Here is a 17,132-nt window from a genome sequence, read left to right on the forward strand (position 1 = left end):
AGGAGCTCCTGCCTCCCGCATCTTTCAGCCGACAAGGAAACCGCCGTATGCCGCTTCTCGCTTCCCTGCTGCTCGCCGCCGGCCTGGTCTTCCCCGCCACGGCCCTGGCCCACGACTACCGCCTGGATGACGTGCATATCGCCCACCCCTTCGCCACACCGGCTCCCCCCGGGGTGCCCCATGCCGCGGCCTATGTGGACATCCGCGTGGAGGGCGGTGAGCCCGCCGTGCTGGTCGGGGCACGCAGTCCGGCGAGCGAGACGATCGAGCTGCACGACATGACCATGGACGATGGCGTGATGCGGATGCGCCGGGTCGAGCGCATCGAGGTCCCCGCCGGCATCCTCCAGACCATGCGCCCCGGTGCCGGCTACCACCTGATGCTGTTCGACCTCGTCGCTCCGCTCCGCGAGGGCGAGCGCTTCTCCCTGACCCTGGAGTTCGCCGAGCGCGGCGAGATCGAGGTGGAGGTCTGGGTGCAGAGTGCCGGGGAGGGCAGCCGGGACGCCGACGACCATCACCACTGACGCGGGCCCGCGGGATCCGCTCCCGCCAGGAGCCTGTCGGACTTAACGCCGATCTACTGCGAAATCCGAATCTCTCGTGACGATCGGTCAAATCAGACAGGCTCCTAGGCCAGCGAATCCAGCGTGGTGGCCACGGCATCGAACAGCCGTTCGAGCTCTTCGGGCGTCGAGCCGAACGGCGGGCCGAACTGCAGGGTGTCGCCGCCATAGCGCACGTAGAAGCCCGCCTCCCAGAGTGCCAGGTGGGCGTCCCGCGGGCGGATCGTCGGATCGCCGTCCCGGGGTGCCAGCTGGACCGCCCCGGCCAGCCCGTGGTTGCGGATATCCACCACGTGCGGCCGGCCCTCGAGGGCGTGGAGCTTCTCCTCGAACACCGGGGCGATGGCGCGCACCTGGCCAGGGAAGTCCTCGCGCTCGAGCAGCTCCAGTGCCGCCAGGCCCGCGGCGCAGGCCACCGGGTGGGCGCTGTAGGTGTAGCCGTGGGAGAACTCGATGGCGTGCCGTGGCCCGCCGGCGTGCATGAAGGTGTCGTAGATCTCGCGGGAGGCGACCACCGCCCCCATGGGCACGGCGCCGTTGGTCAGCTGCTTGGCCAGGTTCATGATGTCCGGCGTCACGCCGAAGGCCTCGGCGCCGGTGGTGGCGCCACTGCGGCCGAAGGCGGTGATCACCTCGTCGAAGATCAGCAGGATGTCATGGGCCGTGCAGATCTCGCGCAGCCTCTGGAGGTAGCCCCTGGGCGGCACGATGACCCCGGCCGAGCCCGACATCGGCTCGACGATGACCGCGGCGATGTTGGAGGCATCGTGCAGGGCGATCTGGTCGAGCAGGGCATCGGCGAGTTCGGCACCGCTCTCGGCCTGGCCGCGGGTGAAGGCGAGATGTGGCTGCAGGGTGTGCGGCAGGTGGCTGACATCCATCAGCTGGCCGAAGTGCTTGCGGTTGCCGCCGATGCCGCCGAGGCTGGTGCCGCCGACGTTGACGCCGTGGTAGCCCTTGGCACGGCCGATCAGGCGGGTCTTCTCCGGCCGCCCCCTCAGCCGCCAGTAGGCCCTGGCCATCTTCACCGCGGTATCGGCCGCCTCCGAACCGGAGTCGGTGAAGAAGACATGATCGAGCCCCGCGGGCGTCAGGCTGGCCACCTTCTCGGCCAGCGCGAAGGCCAGGGGATGTGCGACCTGGAAGCCCGGGGCGAAATCCAGGCTGCCGAGCTGGCGCGACACTGCCTGCTGGATCTCGATGCGGTTGTGCCCCGCCCCGCTGGTCCAGAGACCCGAGAGCGAATCGAACAGCCGTCGTCCCTGGTCATCGATGAAGTAGCGACCCTCGGCGCCGGCGATCACCCGGGGGTTGGCGTGGAAGTCGCGGTTGGCACTGAATGGCATCCAGTAGTGGCGGTTGACGGACGCGCCCCCCGAGCGGGGCGTCGTGGAGGCGTCGTCCCGGGCGGATGACGGCTGATGGCTCAGCTCGACCATGGTGCTCACCTCTGTCGTTTGGCGTTGTCCTCCATAGAGCATGGCCCGGAAATCAGGTTTATAAAATTAAACCCTACTGTCCTTAACGTGAGCTCTCTCTTGCGCAAGACGTCAGGGGGAGGTGATGGACTCGGGGGTCGACAGGCGGTCGGTTGGATAGATGCAGCGGAACAGGGCGCCCCGGCCGGGCTGGGAAGCGATCTCCAGGTGGCCCCCATGGCGCAGCAGGACGTGCTTGACGATGGCCAGTCCCAGGCCGGTGCCGCCGCTGGCGGTGCTGCGTCCCTTGTCGACCCGGTAGAAGCGTTCGGTGAGTCGGGGGATGTGCACCGGGTCGATGCCGTCGCCATCATCCTCGACCTCCACGCAGGCCCCCTCTGGGTGGGGTTTCCAGCGCAGGGTGACATGACACCCCTCCGGGGTGTAGCGCACGGCGTTGTAGGCGAGGTTGGAGATGGCGCTGCGGATCTCCGATTCGCTGCCGATCAGCCGCCGTGCCTCCTCGATCTCGACCCTGACCTGCTGGCGTCCGCCCGAGAGCGCCTCGGCGTCGCGGCGCACGCTCTCCAGCAGGGCGTCCATGGCCAGGGGAGCATGGTCATCGCCACCCCGGTCGATCTCCAGCCGCGACAGCAGCAGCAGGTCGTTGACCAGGTTCTGCATCCGGGCGGTCTGCTCCTGCATCTGGCCGAGGCCACGGGCCAGGCGAGGCGGCAGCTGCTCGGCGACCCCCGAGTAGGTCTCCAGGTAGCCCGCCAGCACGGTCAGTGGCGTCCTCAACTCGTGGGAGACGTTGGCCACGAAGTCGCGGCGCATCTGCTCCAGGTGGTGCAGGCGGGTGATGTCACGGGCCATCAGCAGCCGTTCGTCGTCGCCGTAGAGCGTCACCTGGAACTGCAGGATCAGTCGCTCGTCGATGGGCGAGGGCAGTGTCAGCGGTTCGCGGTAGTCGCGGGCCTCGAAGTAGGCGATGAAGCGCGGGTCGCGGATCAGGTTGGTGACGTGCTGGCCACGATCGTGGCTGGCCTGGAGGCCGAGCATCCGCTCGGCGGCGCTGTTCCACCACTCCAGGTCGCCATGGTGGTCGAGCATCACCACGCTGTCGCGCATCGCCTCGGAGGATTCCTGGATGCGCTTCAGGGTGCTGCGCAGGCGGCTCTGGGCGAGGCGCTGGCCCTTCTGGTAGCGGTAGAGGCGGTCGAACAGCTCGCCCCACAGGCCGCTGGCGGCAGGGGGTTCGGCCCGGGGCGCCTGGGTCAGCCAGGCGTGCAGGGCGTGCAGCTGGCGCAGGTGATACAGCAGGCAGATGGCCAGGCCGGTGGCCAGCCCCAGACCGGGAGCCGAGAAGGGCCAGCCCGCCAGGGTGCCGATGCCGGCGAGCAGACCCAGGCGCCAGAGTTCACGGCTCCAGAGGCGCACGTCAGCCCTTGGTGGAGAATCGGTAGCCGGTGCCGCGCACGGTCTGGATCAGATGCTGGTGGGCGTCGCCCAGTGCCTTGCGCAGGCGGCGGATATGGACATCCACGGTACGCTCCTCGACGTAGACATTGCCGCCCCACACCTGGTCGAGCAGCTGACCGCGAGTATAGGCGCGCTCGGGGTGGCTCATGAAGAACTGCAGCAGGCGGTATTCGGTGGGCCCCATCTCCAGCGCGCGACCGTTGGCGCTTATCCGGTGGCTGACCGGGTCGAGCAGCAGCCCCTCGACCTCCAGGGGCTCCTCGATGCCCCGCGGCGTGGAGCGGCGCAACACGGCCTTGAGGCGTGCCACCAGCTCCCGCGGCGAGAAGGGCTTGGTGATGTAGTCGTCGGCGCCGGCTTCCAGGCCCTGGATCTTGTTGTCCTCCTCGCCCTTGGCGGTGAGCATGATGATCGGCAGCTCGCTGGTGGCCTCGTCACGCTTGAGTCGCCTGGCCAGCTCGATGCCACTGGTGCCGGGCATCATCCAGTCGAGCAGCAGCAGGTCGGGCTGGTGGTCGACGACCATGGCATGGGCGGACAGGGCGTTGTCCGCCTCGAGGACGCGATAGTCGGCCATCTCCAGTGCCACCGCGATCATCTCGCGGATCGGCGCCTCGTCATCGACGATCAGAACGGTCTTGGCAGTCATCCCGGGCCCTCGTGGTCAATGTCGGGTCGATGACGATGACATCATCTCCTTGTGACAATACCGTGACACTCCCCCGCCGTCGCCATGCTCAGCTGCCGTTCAGCGCCGGCCAGAGGCTGAGCGCAATGCCGGCGAACACCACCAGGCCCGACCAGTGATTGTTGAGGAAGGCCTGGAAGCAGCGGTCGCGGTCCCGGTGGCGGATCAGGAACTGCTGGTGGACGAAGGTCGCCGCCATGGTCGCCAGGCCCAGCCAGAAGAAGCCGCCCAGGGCCAGGCGGGAACCGGCCCAGGCCAGCAGGACGAGCGTCAGCCCCTGCAGCAGCCCGATCATCAGCCGGTCGGCATGGCCGAACAGCACGGCGGTGGACTTGATGCCGATCTTGAGGTCGTCGTCGCGGTCGACCATGGCGTACTCGGTGTCATAGGCCACCGTCCAGGCCACGTTGGCCAGGAACAGCAGCCAGGCCTCGGCCGGAACATGGCCCAGCACCGCGCCGAAGGCCATGGGGATCGCCCAGGAGAAGGCGGCCCCCAGGAACAGCTGTGGCAGGTGGGTGTAGCGCTTCATGAAGGGGTAGATGAAGGCTAGCACCACGCCCACCAGCGACAGCATCACCGTGAAGAGGTTGGTGAACCACACCAGCACGAAGGCGGCGGTCACCAGGATCAGGAACAGCGCCTTGGCTTCTCCCTCGCTGATCCGGCCGGTGGCCAGGGGGCGATTCCTGGTGCGCTTGACGTGGCCGTCGAAGTGGCGGTCGGCGTAGTCGTTGACCACGCAGCCGGCGGCGCGCATCAGGTAGACCCCGGCGATGAAGATCAGCAGCACGTCGCGGCCGGGCACGCCCTCGGCGGCGAACCAGAGCGCCCAGAGGGTGGGCCACATCAGCAGCCAGGTGCCGATGGGACGGTCCAGGCGCGTCAGGTGCAGGAAGTCGGGTACCCGGGCCAGGCCCTTGGGGTGCATCAGGGAACGGTCCATCTCGTCCTCGTGAAAAATTTCTTTATTAGCAGAAGGTGTTAAGGGACGGGGCTGTTCCGGAGACAAGCCTGCGAGGAGGCGCTGTGAATACCTCCCTGTACGCTACCGACGCCATCCCTGGCGTAGGACCTCCTCTTCGGCTTGTCTCCGGCGCCCCTCACCGTCGGCATCGGAGACTGGCCCAGAGCCTAGCGCGAAGGAAGGCCGAGGTCATCCGCCATGGCGTCCAGGAACCACTCCTGCACCAGCACCCGGAAGCTGCCGTGGCGGAACACCGAGCGCCGACCCCAGGGCCCGCGGGCCGAATGGAAGCCGGCGGGGGCCGAGGTCACCTCGATGTCGCCGCGTTCCAGGTCCGGCTGGCGGAACAGCCAGCTGCCCAGGGAGTTCTCGCCCAGCTGGTCGAGGCGCTGGCCGCGCAGCTCCTCCAGCGGCGCCACCGACCGGGCCACCACCCAGGGGCGCTCGCCGAGGTACAGGGCCACCTCGCGCAGCCAGGCCTGGCGGTGCAGCGGGAGGTCCAGGGCCAGCGCCTCGTCGCGGCGCGGCAGGCCGATGCGCTGGTCGAGCAGCCGGACCCGGAAGGGCCGCGGGTGGCCGGCATCGGTCAGCCGGGCGGTGAGGGAGTCGCGGGAGGCGACCCATCGCCACCAGGCGGGCGCCATGGCGGGGCGGGCCGCGGCTAGGGGGATCCAGTGCGCCGGGGCGTGGGTGTCGCAGGGTGGCAGGTCGGACACCGTCGGGCTCCGCGTCGATACAGGGGCGGGTAGTGTAACATGCGGTGTCATCCCCACCCTGACCGAGGAGTTCCATGAGCGCTCCCCTGACCATCATCGGCTCCGGCATGGCCGGCATCGGCCTGCTGCGCCAGCTGCGGGCCCGGGATACCGAGCGTCCCGTCACCCTGATCACCGCCGACAGCGGCGATGACTACTCGAAGCCGTTGCTCTCCACCGGCTTTGCCAAGCGCCTGCCTCCGCAGCGGCTGGCGGCAGGCTCGGCACTGGAGCTGGCCGACCGGCTCGGCGCCGTGGTGCGCACCCACACCCGGGTCGAGGCCATCGACCTCGAGGCGCGCACCCTGGCCATCGGTGCCGAGCGGCTGCCCTGGAGCGAGCTGGTACTGGCCACGGGCGCCGCGCCGGCCGTGCCCTTCCGGGTGCCGAAGGCGGTCTCCGGCCGCGTCTTCAGTGTCAATGACCTGGATGACTACCGCCTCTTCCATGCGGCGCTGGAGGCCCTGGGCCGGCCGGCGAGGGTGGCGATCATCGGCGTGGGGCTGGTGGGTTGCGAGTTCGCCAACGACCTCGCCGCGGGGGGGCACGACGTGAGCCTGGTGGCGCCGGAGAGCGCCCCCCTGCCGCGACTGCTGCCCGAGCCGCTGGGACGCGCCCTGGGTGACGCCTTCGAGGCGGCGGGGATGACACTGCACCTGGGCCGCAGCCTGGCGGGACTGGAGCCTTCAGGCAGCCGGGTCGGCGTGGCCTTGAGCGATGGCAGCCGTCTCGAGGCCGACCTGGTGCTGGTGGCCACCGGGCTGCGGCCCCGCACCGAGCTGGCCGAGGCGGCCGGTCTCGAGGTCAGCCACGCCGGCATCCTCACCGACCGCCTGCTCGCCACCTCGGCTCCCGGTGTCTTTGCACTGGGGGACGCGGCCTGCGTCGACGGGGTCAATGCCATGTACGTCCAGCCCCTTCAGGCCAGCGCCAAGGCCCTGGCCGGGACCCTGGCCGGCACGCCCACACCGGTGAGCTACGGCGCCTGGCCGGTGCTGGTCAAGACGCCGCTGCTGCCGGTGGTGGCGTTGCCACCGACACGGGGGGTGGCGTGCTGGCGCATCGAGGGGGAGGGAGGCGACCTGGCGGCCTTCGCCGAGGCCGAGGACGGACGTTTGATCGGTTTTGCGTTGACAGGCGCCTGTGTACGTCGGAAAGTCGAACTGGCGCGGGCGGCACCGCCGTTGCTAGGCTAGTGACGTCAACGACGGCGCTCCCGGCGATACGGCCGGGCCCGATGCGTCGTTGATGTTGGTGTCATTCGCATGTCGTCATTCCGCTGGCCTGACGGATGTTCCGGACAGGCGCGTGGCGGGGAGGCCGCATGCGAGTGATGCAGGAGCAGGGATCCATCAACTCAGTTATCAACAACAATACCGGCGTGCGACTTCGCCGGGAACAATGCCAATACCAGGAGGGCTGTATGCGTAAACCAGAACTCGCGGCGGCGATTGCCGAGCGTGCCGATCTCTCCAAGGACAAGGCGAGCCAGGTGCTCAACGTCATCCTCGACGAGATCACCGGCAGCGTGTCCCAGGGTCAGGATGTCTCGTTGATCGGCTTCGGCACTTTCACCGTGCGCGAGCGCGCCGCTCGTACCGGCAAGAACCCCCAGACCGGTGCCCCGCTCAAGATTCCGGCCAGCAAGACCGTGGCCTTCAAGCCGGGCAAGGGGCTCAAGGACGCCGTCACCAAGTAAGCCGGTACCTTGACGCGGCCCGCGGTAACGCGGGCCGCAGGATCATGCCCTTCACACTTCCTTGGCGGCGGAATCGACATGAAGCTGCGACTGATGCTCTGGCTGCTGGGACGGCTGCTCAAGCGCGCCCTGCGGCGCAAGCCCCGCTTCCGTGAACTGCTTACCGAGATGCGTGGCCTCGACTGGGGCATCGCCACCGAGGACCTCTCCATCGCCCGCTTCTACCGCATGTCCCCCCGTGGCATTCGCACGGGCCGTGGGCTGCCGGTGGACCTCGACCTGGAGCTGCGCTTCGAGGACGAGGCCACCGCGCTCAAGGTGCTGAAGAAGCCCACCCAGCAGGCCTTCCTAGACGGCATGATGGCCGGCACCGTGCGCCTGGTCGGCGACTCCGGCGACCTGCAGAGGCTGCAGCGGCTGCTGAAGCACCTTTGAACGCCCAAGGGGTTGCCTGACGTCGCGGCTTTCCCGGCGACAGGTCTACGCGGAGGCGCTGTGAACCCCTCCCTTGGCGCTACATTCTTCGTCCTTGAAGAATGACCTCCGCTCCGACCTGTCCCCGGCGCCGCTCGCATCAGTCGTAACACGCTATCATCCTGCTCGGTGCTCGGTGCTCGGTGCTCGGTGCTCGGCCCTGTCACACCTGCCCATAGCGCCCCGCTTCCTCGCCCAGCCAGCGGCGGATCAGCGGGCGGCTGGCCTCCGGGCGGCTGGCCAGCAGCGCCTCGGCCAGGGGCGAGACCCGCTCGAGCAGGTCGGCGTCACGCTCCAGGTCGGCGATCTTCATCTGGGCGAGCCCCGTCTGGCGGGTGCCCAGCACCTCGCCGGGGCCGCGCAGCTCCAGGTCCTTCTCGGCGATGCGGAAACCATCGGTGGTCTCGCGCATCACCGTCAGCCGCTCCTTGGCGTGGGCCGACAGCGGCCCGTGGTAGAGCAGCACGCAGTAGCTTTCGGTGGAGCCACGTCCGACCCGCCCGCGGAGCTGGTGGAGCTGCGAGAGCCCCAGCCGTTCCGGGTTCTCGATGATCATCAGGCTGGCGTTGGGCACGTCGACGCCCACCTCGATCACCGTGGTGGCCACCAGCAGGTCCAGCTCGCCGGCCTTGAAGGCATCCATCACCGCGGCCTTCTCGGCGGCCTTCATGCGCCCGTGGACCAGGCCGATGGCGAGCTCCGGCAGGGCCTCGGTGAGCTCGTCGCGGGTCGCCTCGGCGGCCTGGCACTGCAGCGCCTCGGATTCCTCGATCAGGGTGCAGACCCAATAGGCCTGGCGGCCCTCGGCGCAGGCGTGGCGGATGCGCGCCACCACCTCGGGGCGGCGCTCGTCCGGCACCACGACCGTCTTCACCGGGGTGCGCCCCGGCGGCAGCTCGTCGATCACCGAGACGTCGAGGTCGGCGTAGGCGCTCATGGCCAGGGTGCGGGGAATGGGCGTGGCGGTCATCACCAGCTGGTGGGGGGTGAGGCCGCCGGCCTCGCCCTTCTCACGTAGCGCCAGGCGCTGGTGCACCCCGAAGCGGTGCTGTTCGTCGATGATGGCCAGTCCCAGGCGCTGGAAGTGCACGTCGCCCTGGAAGAGCGCGTGGGTGCCCACCACCATGCGCGCGCGGCCGTCGAGGATCGCCGCCTTGGTGTCGAGTCGCGGCTTGCCCTTGAGCTTGCCGGCCAGCCAGGCCACCTCGATGCCCAGCGGCTCGAACCAGGCGCGGAAGGCGCGGTAATGCTGCTCGGCGAGGATCTCGGTGGGCGCCATCATGGCTGCCTGGCAGTCGCCGGCGATGGCCGAGAGTGCCGCCATCGCGGCCACCACCGTCTTGCCGGAGCCCACGTCGCCCTGCACCAGGCGCAGCATCGGCACCTCGCGTGCCAGGTCGGCAGCGATCTCGTCGAGCACCCGGCGCTGGGCGCCGGTCAGCGAGAAGGGCAGCTGGGTCAGGAAGCGCGTCTGCAGGCTGCGTCCGGAGGGCAGTCGTGGCGCGCCGTCCCGCTGGATGCACTGGCGCACCTCGCGCAGGCTGAGCTGGTGGGCCAGCAGCTCCTCCAGGGCCAGGCGGCGGCTGGCCGGGTGGTGGCCGCTGGCGAGCTGCGCGGGGTCGGCTTCCGGGGGCGGCTGGTGCAGCACCCGCAGGCAGTGGTGCAGCTCGGGCAGGCCGAAGCGCGTGCGCAGGGGGGCGGGAATCCAGTCGGGCAGTGCCTCGGGCTCGGCGTCGAGGCATGCCAGTGCCTGCTCGATCAGCGCCCGCAGGCGGGTCTGGTGCAACCCCTCGGTGGCCGGGTAGATCGGCGTCAGGTGATCCTCCACCGGCGGCGCGTCGGTGCTGAGCAGCCGATACTCCGGATGGTAGATCTCCAGCCCCGTGGCACCGGCCCGGGCCTCGCCGAAGCAGCGTACCCGGGTGCCGGGGCGGAACTGCTGCTGCTGGGCCGGCGTGAAGTGGAAGAAGCGCAGGCTGAGGAGCCCGGACCCGTCGCGCAGCCGGACCAGCAGGCTGCGCCGACGGCCGCGCACCACCTCGCTGGCCACGACCTCGCCCTCCACCACCGCCTCGTGTCCGGCACGCAGGGTGCCGATGGGCGTGATGCGGGTGCGGTCCTGGTAGCGCAGTGGCAGGTGAAACAGCAGGTCGGCGACGCTGTCGATGCGCAACCGGGCGAGCTTCAGCGCCAGGGCTTCACCGACGCCCTTGAGCGATGTGACCGGCGCGTCGAGAGCCTTGGTGTCGGTCCTCATGCGGGCTCGAGTTCGGCCTCGCGACACCGGGCGATGGCGTCGGTCACGGCGTCGATGGCCCTGGGGCGCGGGAAGCTCGCCCGCCAGGCGATGGCCACGGTACGCGAGGGCGCCGGGGGGCTGAAGGGCCGGCTGATCAACAGGCCGCTTTCGTAGTGGCCGGTGCCGATGGCCGAGCGCGGCAGCACCGTGATGCCCAGCTTCGAGGCCACCATGTGGCGGATGGTCTCCAGCGACCCGCCCTCGGCGGTGAGGGTATTGCTGGGGCTGTTGAGCTTGTGGCTGATGGCCGGGCACGCCTCGAGGATCTGGTCGCGGAAGCAGTGTCCCTCGCCCAGCAGCAGCAGGCGTTCGTCGAGCAGGTCCTCCTTGTCGATGCTCTGTCGCTCGGCCCAGGGATGGTCGGCGGGCATCAGTATCTCGAACTCCTCCTCGTAGAGGGGCTTGGTGACCACGTCGGTCTCGGTGAAGGGCAGGGCCACGATGATGGCGTCCAGCTCACCGTTCCTCAGCTTGCGACGCAGGTTGCCGGTGAAGCCCTCCTCGATGTAGAGCGGCATCTGCGGGGCGCTGGCCGCCAGGGCCGGCACCAGGTGCGGGAAGAGGTAGGGCCCGATGGTGTAGATGGCACCGATGCGCAGCGGGCTGGCCAGCTGGTCCTTGCCGGCGCTGGCCAGCTCCTTGATCACGCTGCTCTGCTCCAGCACGCGCTGGGCCTGTTCGACGATCTTCTCGCCCAGGGGCGTGACCTGCACGGTGGACTTCGAACGCTCGAACAGTGCCACGCCCAGCTCCTCCTCGAGCTTCTTGACTGCCACCGACAGGGTCGGCTGGGAGACGAAGCAGCGCTCCGCGGCGCGCCCGAAGTGGCGCTCCTGGGCCAGGGTTACGATGTAGCGAAGTTCTGTTAGAGTCATCTTGGTGCCGGTGGCATCCTCTCGATACGGGTGTTGCCCCGATGCACGGGGCCCAAAGCACAAGGATACAATAATGCCAATAGGGACTTTTTATCAGGGGGCGACGGAAAGGTGAAGAAGACGACACTGATTCTGGGCTGTGGCGATATCGGCACCGCGCTGGGACGGCGCCTCAAGGAAGCCGGCCAGCGGGTGGTCGGCGTGCGCCGCAACGCCGCGGCCCTGGAGGATGCCGGCCTCGAGGCCGTGTCACTGGACCTGGGCGATACCGCCGGCCTGGCCGGGTTGCCGGATGCCGATGTGCTGGTCTACGTGGTCAGCGCCGACCACTTCGACGAGGAGGCCTATCGTGTCGCCTATCCCGAGGGCCTCAAGGCGGCGCTGGCCGAATATGCCGGCCGCAGCAGGGCGCCACGGCACGTCTTCTTCGTCTCCTCCACCAGCGTCTACGCCCAGCAGGAGGGCGAGGCCGTCGACGAGTCCAGCCCCACCGCTCCTTCGGGTTTCTCCGGCCAGCTGATGCGCGAGGCGGAGCAGGCCCTGATCGATCATGACCTGCCGGGCACGGTGGTGCGCTTCTCGGGCATCTACGGCCCCGGCCGCGACCGCCTGATTCGCCAGGTGAGCGAGGGGCGCATCGCGCCCGCCAGCCCGGCCATGTACACCAACCGCATCCACCGCGACGACTGTGCCGGGGTGCTCGCCCACCTGGTCGACCTCGCCCTGGCCGGCAAGCCCCTCCATGAACTCTATCTCGGCAGCGATTGCGAACCCGCGCCGCTGCACGAGGTGATGGCCTGGCTGGCCAGGCAGCTCAAGGTGGAGGCTACCGAGACGATCCAGTCGCCGCTGCGGCGCCGGGCCAGCAAGCGCTGCGACAACCGCCGCCTGCTCGAGAGCGGTTATGTGTTCCGCTACCCCAGCTACCGCGAGGGCTATGCCCAGGTGCTCCGGGAGGGAGGCTTCCTGGCACCCGAGAAGGCCTGACCCCGAGCCGGGGTGGCATCGAGGCCGGCGTATCGGCTGGCCGCGATCACAGTGCTTGACGATAGCCAAGCGTCAGCGTCTCGAAGCCGTCGTTGGGTCGCCGGATGCCGGCATTGGAGTAGTGGGTCAGGGCGAGCGAGAGTTCGCCGCCGGCCCACGGCAGGCCCAGCGCCAGGCGGTCCTCGAACTGGAAGGCGGTGGAGAGTTCCCGCGCCTCGACACGGGTGTCGAGGAACAGCGCCCCGCCGATGCCCCCTTCCACGAACACTCCCCGCTCGCCGGCGAAGGTGTAGCGCAGCGCCGGTGTCAGGCGCCAGGCGGCATTGCCATCCTTCTCGCGACTGGAGAGCAGCAGCAGGCCCGTGGCCAGCCTCAGGTCGAGGCGTGGATGGAAACGCTCGAGCCCGATCATCCGGTCGATCTCGACCGTCAGCGCCGCCGTGGATTCGCTGGTGGCGCCTGCGGCCAGGTACCAGTCGGCCAGTACCGGGCCGCTGCCCAGCAGTGCCGCGGCAGCGGCGACGGTCGTGATGCCTGCCTTGCGGGACATTCCCTTCCCCCTTCTTCCCTGCCGACGATTCAGGGGGTGCCTGATCGTGCCAGGCTGACGTAGCGGGCGCCCCGGTCGTCGGTGATGGAGTGAATCAGCTCAAGCTGATTATAGGTCCAGTCGAGCCGCACGTCCGGCAGGCCGTCGGTCTCGAGGGTGTCGGCACGTCGCAGCAGGGTGATATGGGGCACGAAGCTGTCCGGGCGGCCTGTCAGGCCACGGTGCTCCAGGCCGTCCCACAGCCGGCCGTGCAGCGCCTGGAGCGCGGTGTCGGTGCGGCTGGCCCCGAGCCAGACGATCCCCGGTCGCCGGAAGCGGCCCCAGTGATCGAGCCGCCAGCGGCCGGGCGTGACCGCCAGCGTGCGCACCCAGCTCGCCACTGCGTCGGCCGGTTCCTCGGCGACCTCGCCGAGAAAGGCCAGGGTCAGGTGCAGGCTCTCGTCCGGCATGCGCCGCCCGCCGCAGCGGGCGTGGGCGAGGTCCGCCAGCTCGCCGAGCCGCCTGCGCAGCTCGGGCGGCGGCACCAGTGCCAGAAAGAGTCTCACGCCCGCTCAGTCGCCGATGACCATGACAGCTTCCGCCTCGAACTGGGCGCCCTTGGGCAGTGCCTTCACGCCCACCGCGGCGCGGGCCGGGTAGGGCTTCTCGAAGAATGCCTCCATCACCTGGTTGACGATGGCGAAGTTGTCCAGATCGACCAGGTAGAGGTTGAGCTTGACGATCTCGCCCAGCGAGCCGGCGGCCTCCTCGCAGACGGCCTTGAGGTTGGTGAAGACCTGGCGGGCCTGGGCCTCGAAGTCGTCGGAGACCAGCTCCATGGTGGCCGGGTCCAGGGGGATCTGGCCGGAGAGGTAGACGGTGTTGCCGGCCTTGATGGCCTGGGAGTAGGGGCCGATGGCGGCGGGCGCCTGGTCGGTGTTGATCACGGCCTTGTTGCTCATGGACGTTCTCCGTGGTGGCGTTGAAGGGTTGTGACGCATGAAAGAGATGGCCCGCCCGCCGCAGCCGCGACGGGCGGGCCTGGGACGGATTCAGTTGCCGACCCGCGAGATCCTGCCCACATGGGAGAGGTTGCGCAGTCGCTTGATGATGCGCGCCAGGTGCACCCGGTCGCGTACCGCCAGGGTCAGGTTGACGATCGACAGGCGCGCGTCGCGCTCCTCGATGCCGATGCGCTCGATGTTGGCCCCGGCATCGGTGGCCAGGCCGGCGAGTTCCGCCACCAGGCCGCGGCGGCTTTCCACCTCCAGGCGCAGCGCGACGGGGAAGTCCTCTTCGATCTCGTCGGACCACTCCAGGGCGAACAGCTTGTCCGGGTCGTTCCTGAGTTCGCCGAGATTGCGGCACTCGGCACGGTGCACCACGATGCCCTTGCCCACCGACAGGTGGCCGATCACCGGATCGCCGGGCAGGGGGTGGCAGCAGCGAGCGAACTTGATCACCATGCCCTCGGCGCCGCTGATCACGATGGGCCCGTGGCTGGACCTCTCGGACTCGCCGGCGCCCCGCTCCTCGCCGTGCTGCAGGTCGAGCAGGCGGCGCGCCACCACATGGGCGACCCGGGTGCCCAGGCCGATGGACTCCAGCAGGGCATCTTCGTTCTTCAGCGACAGCTCGGCCAGCAGGCCGTCCAGCGGGCCGCGCGGCAGCTCTTCCAGGCTGGTCTCGAAGTCGGCCAGGGACTTGTTGAGCAGGCGGCGGCCGAGCTGTACGGCCTCGATCTGCTGCTGGTGCTTCAGCGCGTGGCGGATCGCCGAGCGGGCCTTGGCGGTGACCACGAAGTTGAGCCAGGCCAGGTTGGGCTTGGCCCCGGGGGCGGTGATGATGTCCAGGGTCTGGCCGCTCTCCAGACGGGAGGAGAGCGGGGCCAGGTGGCGGTCGATGCGGCAGGCGATGCAGCTGTTGCCGATGTCGGTGTGCACGCTGTAGGCGAAGTCGATCACCGTGGCGCCCTGGGGCAGCTCCATGATGTCGCCCTTGGGCGTGAAGACGTAGATGTCGTCGGGGAAGAGATCGTTCTTGACGTGCTCGATGAACTCCAGCGAATCCCCGGCGTGGCGCTGCATCTCGAGCAGCCCCTTGACCCAGGCCCGGGCGCGGGCATGGCTGCCCTCGGCGATGGGGTGCTCGGTCTGGCCGGCCTTGTAGAGCCAGTGGGCGGCGATGCCGTTGTTGGCCATGGCCTCCATCTCGCGGGTGCGGATCTGCACCTCGATGGGCATGCCGCCGCTGCCGAACAGGGTGGTGTGCAGGCTCTGGTAGCCGTTGGCCTTGGGAATGGCGATGTAGTCCTTGAAGCGACCCGGCACCGGCTTGTAGAGGTTGTGCACCACGCCGAGGATGCGGTAGCAGCTGTCGACGTCCTCGGTGATGATGCGGAAGCCGAACACGTCCATGATCTCGGCGAACGACTTGCGCTGGTCGCGCATCTTCTTGTAGATCGACAGCAGGTGCTTCTGGCGGCCGATCACGGTGGCGGGCATTCCCTCTTCGTCGAGGCTCGTCTGCAGGGCATTCTGGACATGGCGGATCGCCGAGCGACGGTTGCCGCGGGCGCTGGAGACGGCGCGTTTGATGCGCTCGGCGCGCATCGGATGCAGGGCCTGGAAGGAGAGGTCCTCGAGTTCGACTCGGATGGTGTTGATGCCCAGCCGGCTGGCGATGCGGGCGTAGATCTCGAGGGTCTCGCGGGCGATGCGGCGCTTCTTCTCGGGGCGCAGGGCGCCCAGGGTGCGCATGTTGTGCAGGCGGTCGGCGAGCTTGACGATGATCACCCGGATGTCCCGGGACATCGCCAGGACCATCTTCTGGAAGTTCTCGGCCTGGGCGACCGCCTTGTCCTCGAAGGTGATCTGGGTCAGCTTCGAGACGCCGTCGACCAGCTCGGCCACCGGCTTGCCGAACTGCCTGGCCAGGGCCTCCTTGCCGACCCCGGTGTCCTCGATCACGTCGTGCAGCATGGCGGCCATCAGGCTCTGATGGTCCATGTGCATGTTGGCGAGGATGTTGGCGACGGCGAGCGGGTGAGTCACATAGGGCTCGCCGGAGCGCCGACGCTGGCCATCGTGGGCCTGCTCGGCGTAGTAGAAGGCACGCTTGACCTGCTGGATCTCGTCCTGAGGGAGGTAGCCGCCGAGACGGTCGGCCAGGTCATCGATGGTGAACATGCGGCGCGCCCTGAATCCTGCGTGAGTGCCCTGCGGGGAATGGCGGCGGAAAGCCGTCGTGCGGGATCACTCCTCGGCGGCGAGGCCCGGCTCGGGTTCGTGGCGAATGCGCACCGGCGCCTCGATCGGCTCGTCGAGCACGCTCGCGTCGACCAGGCCCTCGGCGATCTCGCGCAGTGCCATCACGGTGGCCTTGTCGTTCTCCCACGGCAGCAGGGCGTCGCGGGAGCCGCGGGCCAGCTGGCGGGCACGCTGGGTGGAGATCATCACCAGCTTGAAGCGGTTTTCGACGTTTTCCAGACAATCTTCGACTGTGACTCGCGCCATGGATGCCTTCCTGAGTGCTGGTGGGGAATCGTCATCGGGCCCGCGGCGAGGGGGGGGGCGCAGACCGTGATTCCACAATGGATAGACCTGATAGGTTACTCGACGCCCGGCTCGCCTGACAAGCGCCGCGGCGGGGTTTCAGGATCAGCGCCTGCGGCCGGGGGTCATGACAAGCGCCCGCGGCTGGGGGTCATGACAACAGCGCCTCGAGCAGGGGGGCGTGACGTTCGCGGACCCGCGCCAGGGTCAGGCGGCGGGCGATCACCAGCGACTGGAGCTCGCGCAGGGCGGTGGTGAAGTCGTCGTTGATCACCAGGTAGTCGTACTCGTCATGGTGCGACATCTCCTTGACCGCGTCGTCCATGCGCCGGGCGATCACCGCATGCTCGTCGGTGCCGCGGCTGGCGAGGCGGCGCTCCAGCTCGTTGCGGGAGGGCGGCAGGATGAAGATCGAGACGGCCTCGGGCATCTGGCTGCGTACCTGGCGGGCGCCCTGCCAGTCGATCTCCAGGATGACATCCTGGCCGGCGGACAGCATGGTCTTCACGGCCGGGCGGGAGGTGCCGTAGTAGTTGTCGAACACCCGGGCGTATTCGAAGAACTCGCCCCGCTCGATCATCGCCTCGAAGCCCGGCACGTCGACGAAGTGGTAGTTCACGCCATCCACCTCGCCGGGCCGGCGCTCGCGGGTGGTGTGCGAGACCGAGACCTGGAGGCCGTCGAGACTCTCGATCAGCTCGCGCACCAGGCTGGTCTTGCCGGCGCCGGAGGGGGCGGAAACGATGAAGAGGGTACCTTGGGGCATGGTCGGCATCCCTGATTGGCAACTGGGTGAAGCGGCGTGTGCCGTGAGGAAAGCGCGAAGTATCGCATGAATT

The 17,132-nt window shown here is 69.0% G+C and carries 18 protein-coding genes; 5 read left to right on the top strand and 13 right to left on the bottom strand.

Annotated features, from left to right (window positions below):
- Nucleotides 1-47 precede the first annotated feature (47 nt).
- Nucleotides 48-527, top strand: coding sequence for a copper chaperone PCu(A)C (locus tag ACOMD9_RS00925; protein ID WP_421411604.1), 480 nt, complete (start codon nt 48-50; stop codon nt 525-527).
- Nucleotides 528-631: 104 nt separating this feature from the next.
- Here ACOMD9_RS00925 and aptA read toward each other — a convergent pair whose 3' ends face one another.
- From aptA to ACOMD9_RS00950, 5 genes are all read right to left on the bottom strand, one after another.
- The gene (gene aptA, locus ACOMD9_RS00930) at nt 632-2,005 is read right to left on the bottom strand and encodes an omega-aminotransferase AptA (RefSeq protein WP_421411605.1); all 1,374 of its coding nucleotides are present in this window, start codon (nt 2,003-2,005) and stop codon (nt 632-634) included.
- 111 nt (nt 2,006-2,116) lie between these two features.
- Nucleotides 2,117-3,424: a phosphate regulon sensor histidine kinase PhoR gene (gene phoR / locus ACOMD9_RS00935; RefSeq protein ID WP_421411606.1), complete on the bottom strand. Its 1,308-nt coding sequence runs from the start codon at nt 3,422-3,424 to the stop codon at nt 2,117-2,119.
- Nucleotide 3,425: 1 nt separating this feature from the next.
- Entirely contained in the window at nt 3,426-4,115 is a 690-nt protein-coding gene (phoB, locus tag ACOMD9_RS00940; RefSeq protein ID WP_421411607.1) for a phosphate regulon transcriptional regulator PhoB, read from the bottom strand.
- An 88-nt stretch (nt 4,116-4,203) separates the two neighbouring features.
- The gene (gene ubiA / locus ACOMD9_RS00945) at nt 4,204-5,100 is read right to left on the bottom strand and encodes a 4-hydroxybenzoate octaprenyltransferase (protein ID WP_421411609.1); all 897 of its coding nucleotides are present in this window, start codon (nt 5,098-5,100) and stop codon (nt 4,204-4,206) included.
- 188 nt (nt 5,101-5,288) lie between these two features.
- Nucleotides 5,289-5,837, bottom strand: a complete 549-nt coding sequence (locus ACOMD9_RS00950; protein ID WP_421411611.1) for a chorismate--pyruvate lyase family protein — start codon at nt 5,835-5,837, stop codon at nt 5,289-5,291.
- Between the two features lie 74 nt (nt 5,838-5,911).
- Between ACOMD9_RS00950 and ACOMD9_RS00955 the strand changes: the two genes are divergently transcribed.
- The 3 genes from ACOMD9_RS00955 (at nt 5,912) to ACOMD9_RS00965 (ending at nt 8,010) form a co-directional block, all read left to right on the top strand.
- A complete protein-coding gene (locus ACOMD9_RS00955; RefSeq protein WP_421411613.1) occupies nt 5,912-7,072 on the top strand; it encodes an FAD-dependent oxidoreductase in 1,161 nt (386 codons plus the stop codon).
- A gap of 227 nt (nt 7,073-7,299) precedes the next feature.
- Nucleotides 7,300-7,575 (top strand): HU family DNA-binding protein, encoded by a 276-nt coding sequence (locus ACOMD9_RS00960; protein WP_421411615.1) that lies wholly within the window; start codon nt 7,300-7,302, stop codon nt 7,573-7,575.
- Nucleotides 7,576-7,653: 78 nt separating this feature from the next.
- Nucleotides 7,654-8,010, top strand: coding sequence for a hypothetical protein (locus tag ACOMD9_RS00965; RefSeq protein WP_421411617.1), 357 nt, complete (start codon nt 7,654-7,656; stop codon nt 8,008-8,010).
- A gap of 202 nt (nt 8,011-8,212) precedes the next feature.
- Here the strand turns inward: ACOMD9_RS00965 and recG are convergent, their stop codons facing one another.
- Together recG and ACOMD9_RS00975 are read right to left on the bottom strand one after the other, a co-directional pair.
- A complete protein-coding gene (recG, locus tag ACOMD9_RS00970) occupies nt 8,213-10,306 on the bottom strand; it encodes an ATP-dependent DNA helicase RecG (RefSeq protein ID WP_421411619.1) in 2,094 nt (697 codons plus the stop codon).
- Nucleotides 10,303-11,223, bottom strand: coding sequence for a hydrogen peroxide-inducible genes activator (locus ACOMD9_RS00975; protein ID WP_421411620.1), 921 nt, complete (start codon nt 11,221-11,223; stop codon nt 10,303-10,305). The genes recG and ACOMD9_RS00975 overlap by 4 nt, the downstream gene beginning before the upstream one ends.
- A 111-nt stretch (nt 11,224-11,334) precedes the next feature.
- Here ACOMD9_RS00975 and ACOMD9_RS00980 point away from each other — a divergent pair, with 111 nt between their 5' ends.
- Nucleotides 11,335-12,210, top strand: coding sequence for an SDR family oxidoreductase (locus ACOMD9_RS00980; RefSeq protein ID WP_421411622.1), 876 nt, complete (start codon nt 11,335-11,337; stop codon nt 12,208-12,210).
- A gap of 46 nt (nt 12,211-12,256) precedes the next feature.
- Here ACOMD9_RS00980 and ACOMD9_RS00985 read toward each other — a convergent pair whose 3' ends face one another.
- The 6 genes from ACOMD9_RS00985 to gmk form a co-directional block, all read right to left on the bottom strand.
- On the bottom strand, nt 12,257-12,760 hold the full coding sequence (locus ACOMD9_RS00985) for an acyloxyacyl hydrolase (protein ID WP_421411624.1): 504 nt from the start codon (nt 12,758-12,760) through the stop codon (nt 12,257-12,259).
- A 29-nt stretch (nt 12,761-12,789) separates the two neighbouring features.
- The gene (thpR, locus tag ACOMD9_RS00990; RefSeq protein ID WP_421411626.1) at nt 12,790-13,305 is read right to left on the bottom strand and encodes an RNA 2',3'-cyclic phosphodiesterase; all 516 of its coding nucleotides are present in this window, start codon (nt 13,303-13,305) and stop codon (nt 12,790-12,792) included.
- A gap of 6 nt (nt 13,306-13,311) precedes the next feature.
- Nucleotides 13,312-13,701, bottom strand: coding sequence for a RidA family protein (locus tag ACOMD9_RS00995; protein WP_421411628.1), 390 nt, complete (start codon nt 13,699-13,701; stop codon nt 13,312-13,314).
- Nucleotides 13,702-13,791: 90 nt separating this feature from the next.
- Nucleotides 13,792-15,927, bottom strand: a complete 2,136-nt coding sequence (locus ACOMD9_RS01000) for a RelA/SpoT family protein (RefSeq protein WP_421411630.1) — start codon at nt 15,925-15,927, stop codon at nt 13,792-13,794.
- Between the two features lie 66 nt (nt 15,928-15,993).
- Nucleotides 15,994-16,254 (bottom strand): DNA-directed RNA polymerase subunit omega, encoded by a 261-nt coding sequence (gene rpoZ / locus ACOMD9_RS01005; protein WP_421411632.1) that lies wholly within the window; start codon nt 16,252-16,254, stop codon nt 15,994-15,996.
- Nucleotides 16,255-16,444: 190 nt separating this feature from the next.
- Nucleotides 16,445-17,059, bottom strand: a complete 615-nt coding sequence (gene gmk, locus ACOMD9_RS01010; protein WP_421411634.1) for a guanylate kinase — start codon at nt 17,057-17,059, stop codon at nt 16,445-16,447.
- Between the last annotated feature and the right edge of the window lie 73 nt (nt 17,060-17,132).

The organism is Halomonas terrestris, from assembly GCF_049166755.1.
Lineage (GTDB): Bacteria > Pseudomonadota > Gammaproteobacteria > Pseudomonadales > Halomonadaceae > Halomonas.

Excerpts from the sequence above, each read along its gene's own strand:
- ACOMD9_RS00925 (WP_421411604.1), top strand. The coding sequence starts at position 48 with ATGCCGCTTCTCGCTTCCCTGCTGCTCGCCGCCGGCCTGGTCTTCCCC.
- aptA (WP_421411605.1), bottom strand. The coding sequence starts at position 2,005 with ATGGTCGAGCTGAGCCATCAGCCGTCATCCGCCCGGGACGACGCCTCC.
- phoB (WP_421411607.1), bottom strand. The coding sequence starts at position 4,115 with ATGACTGCCAAGACCGTTCTGATCGTCGATGACGAGGCGCCGATCCGC.
- ubiA (WP_421411609.1), bottom strand. The coding sequence starts at position 5,100 with ATGGACCGTTCCCTGATGCACCCCAAGGGCCTGGCCCGGGTACCCGAC.
- ACOMD9_RS00955 (WP_421411613.1), top strand. The coding sequence starts at position 5,912 with ATGAGCGCTCCCCTGACCATCATCGGCTCCGGCATGGCCGGCATCGGC.
- ACOMD9_RS00960 (WP_421411615.1), top strand. The coding sequence starts at position 7,300 with ATGCGTAAACCAGAACTCGCGGCGGCGATTGCCGAGCGTGCCGATCTC.
- ACOMD9_RS00965 (WP_421411617.1), top strand. The coding sequence starts at position 7,654 with ATGAAGCTGCGACTGATGCTCTGGCTGCTGGGACGGCTGCTCAAGCGC.
- recG (WP_421411619.1), bottom strand. The coding sequence starts at position 10,306 with ATGAGGACCGACACCAAGGCTCTCGACGCGCCGGTCACATCGCTCAAG.
- ACOMD9_RS00975 (WP_421411620.1), bottom strand. The coding sequence starts at position 11,223 with ATGACTCTAACAGAACTTCGCTACATCGTAACCCTGGCCCAGGAGCGC.
- ACOMD9_RS00985 (WP_421411624.1), bottom strand. The coding sequence starts at position 12,760 with ATGTCCCGCAAGGCAGGCATCACGACCGTCGCCGCTGCCGCGGCACTG.
- ACOMD9_RS00995 (WP_421411628.1), bottom strand. The coding sequence starts at position 13,701 with ATGAGCAACAAGGCCGTGATCAACACCGACCAGGCGCCCGCCGCCATC.
- ACOMD9_RS01000 (WP_421411630.1), bottom strand. The coding sequence starts at position 15,927 with ATGTTCACCATCGATGACCTGGCCGACCGTCTCGGCGGCTACCTCCCT.
- rpoZ (WP_421411632.1), bottom strand. The coding sequence starts at position 16,254 with ATGGCGCGAGTCACAGTCGAAGATTGTCTGGAAAACGTCGAAAACCGC.
- gmk (WP_421411634.1), bottom strand. The coding sequence starts at position 17,059 with ATGCCCCAAGGTACCCTCTTCATCGTTTCCGCCCCCTCCGGCGCCGGC.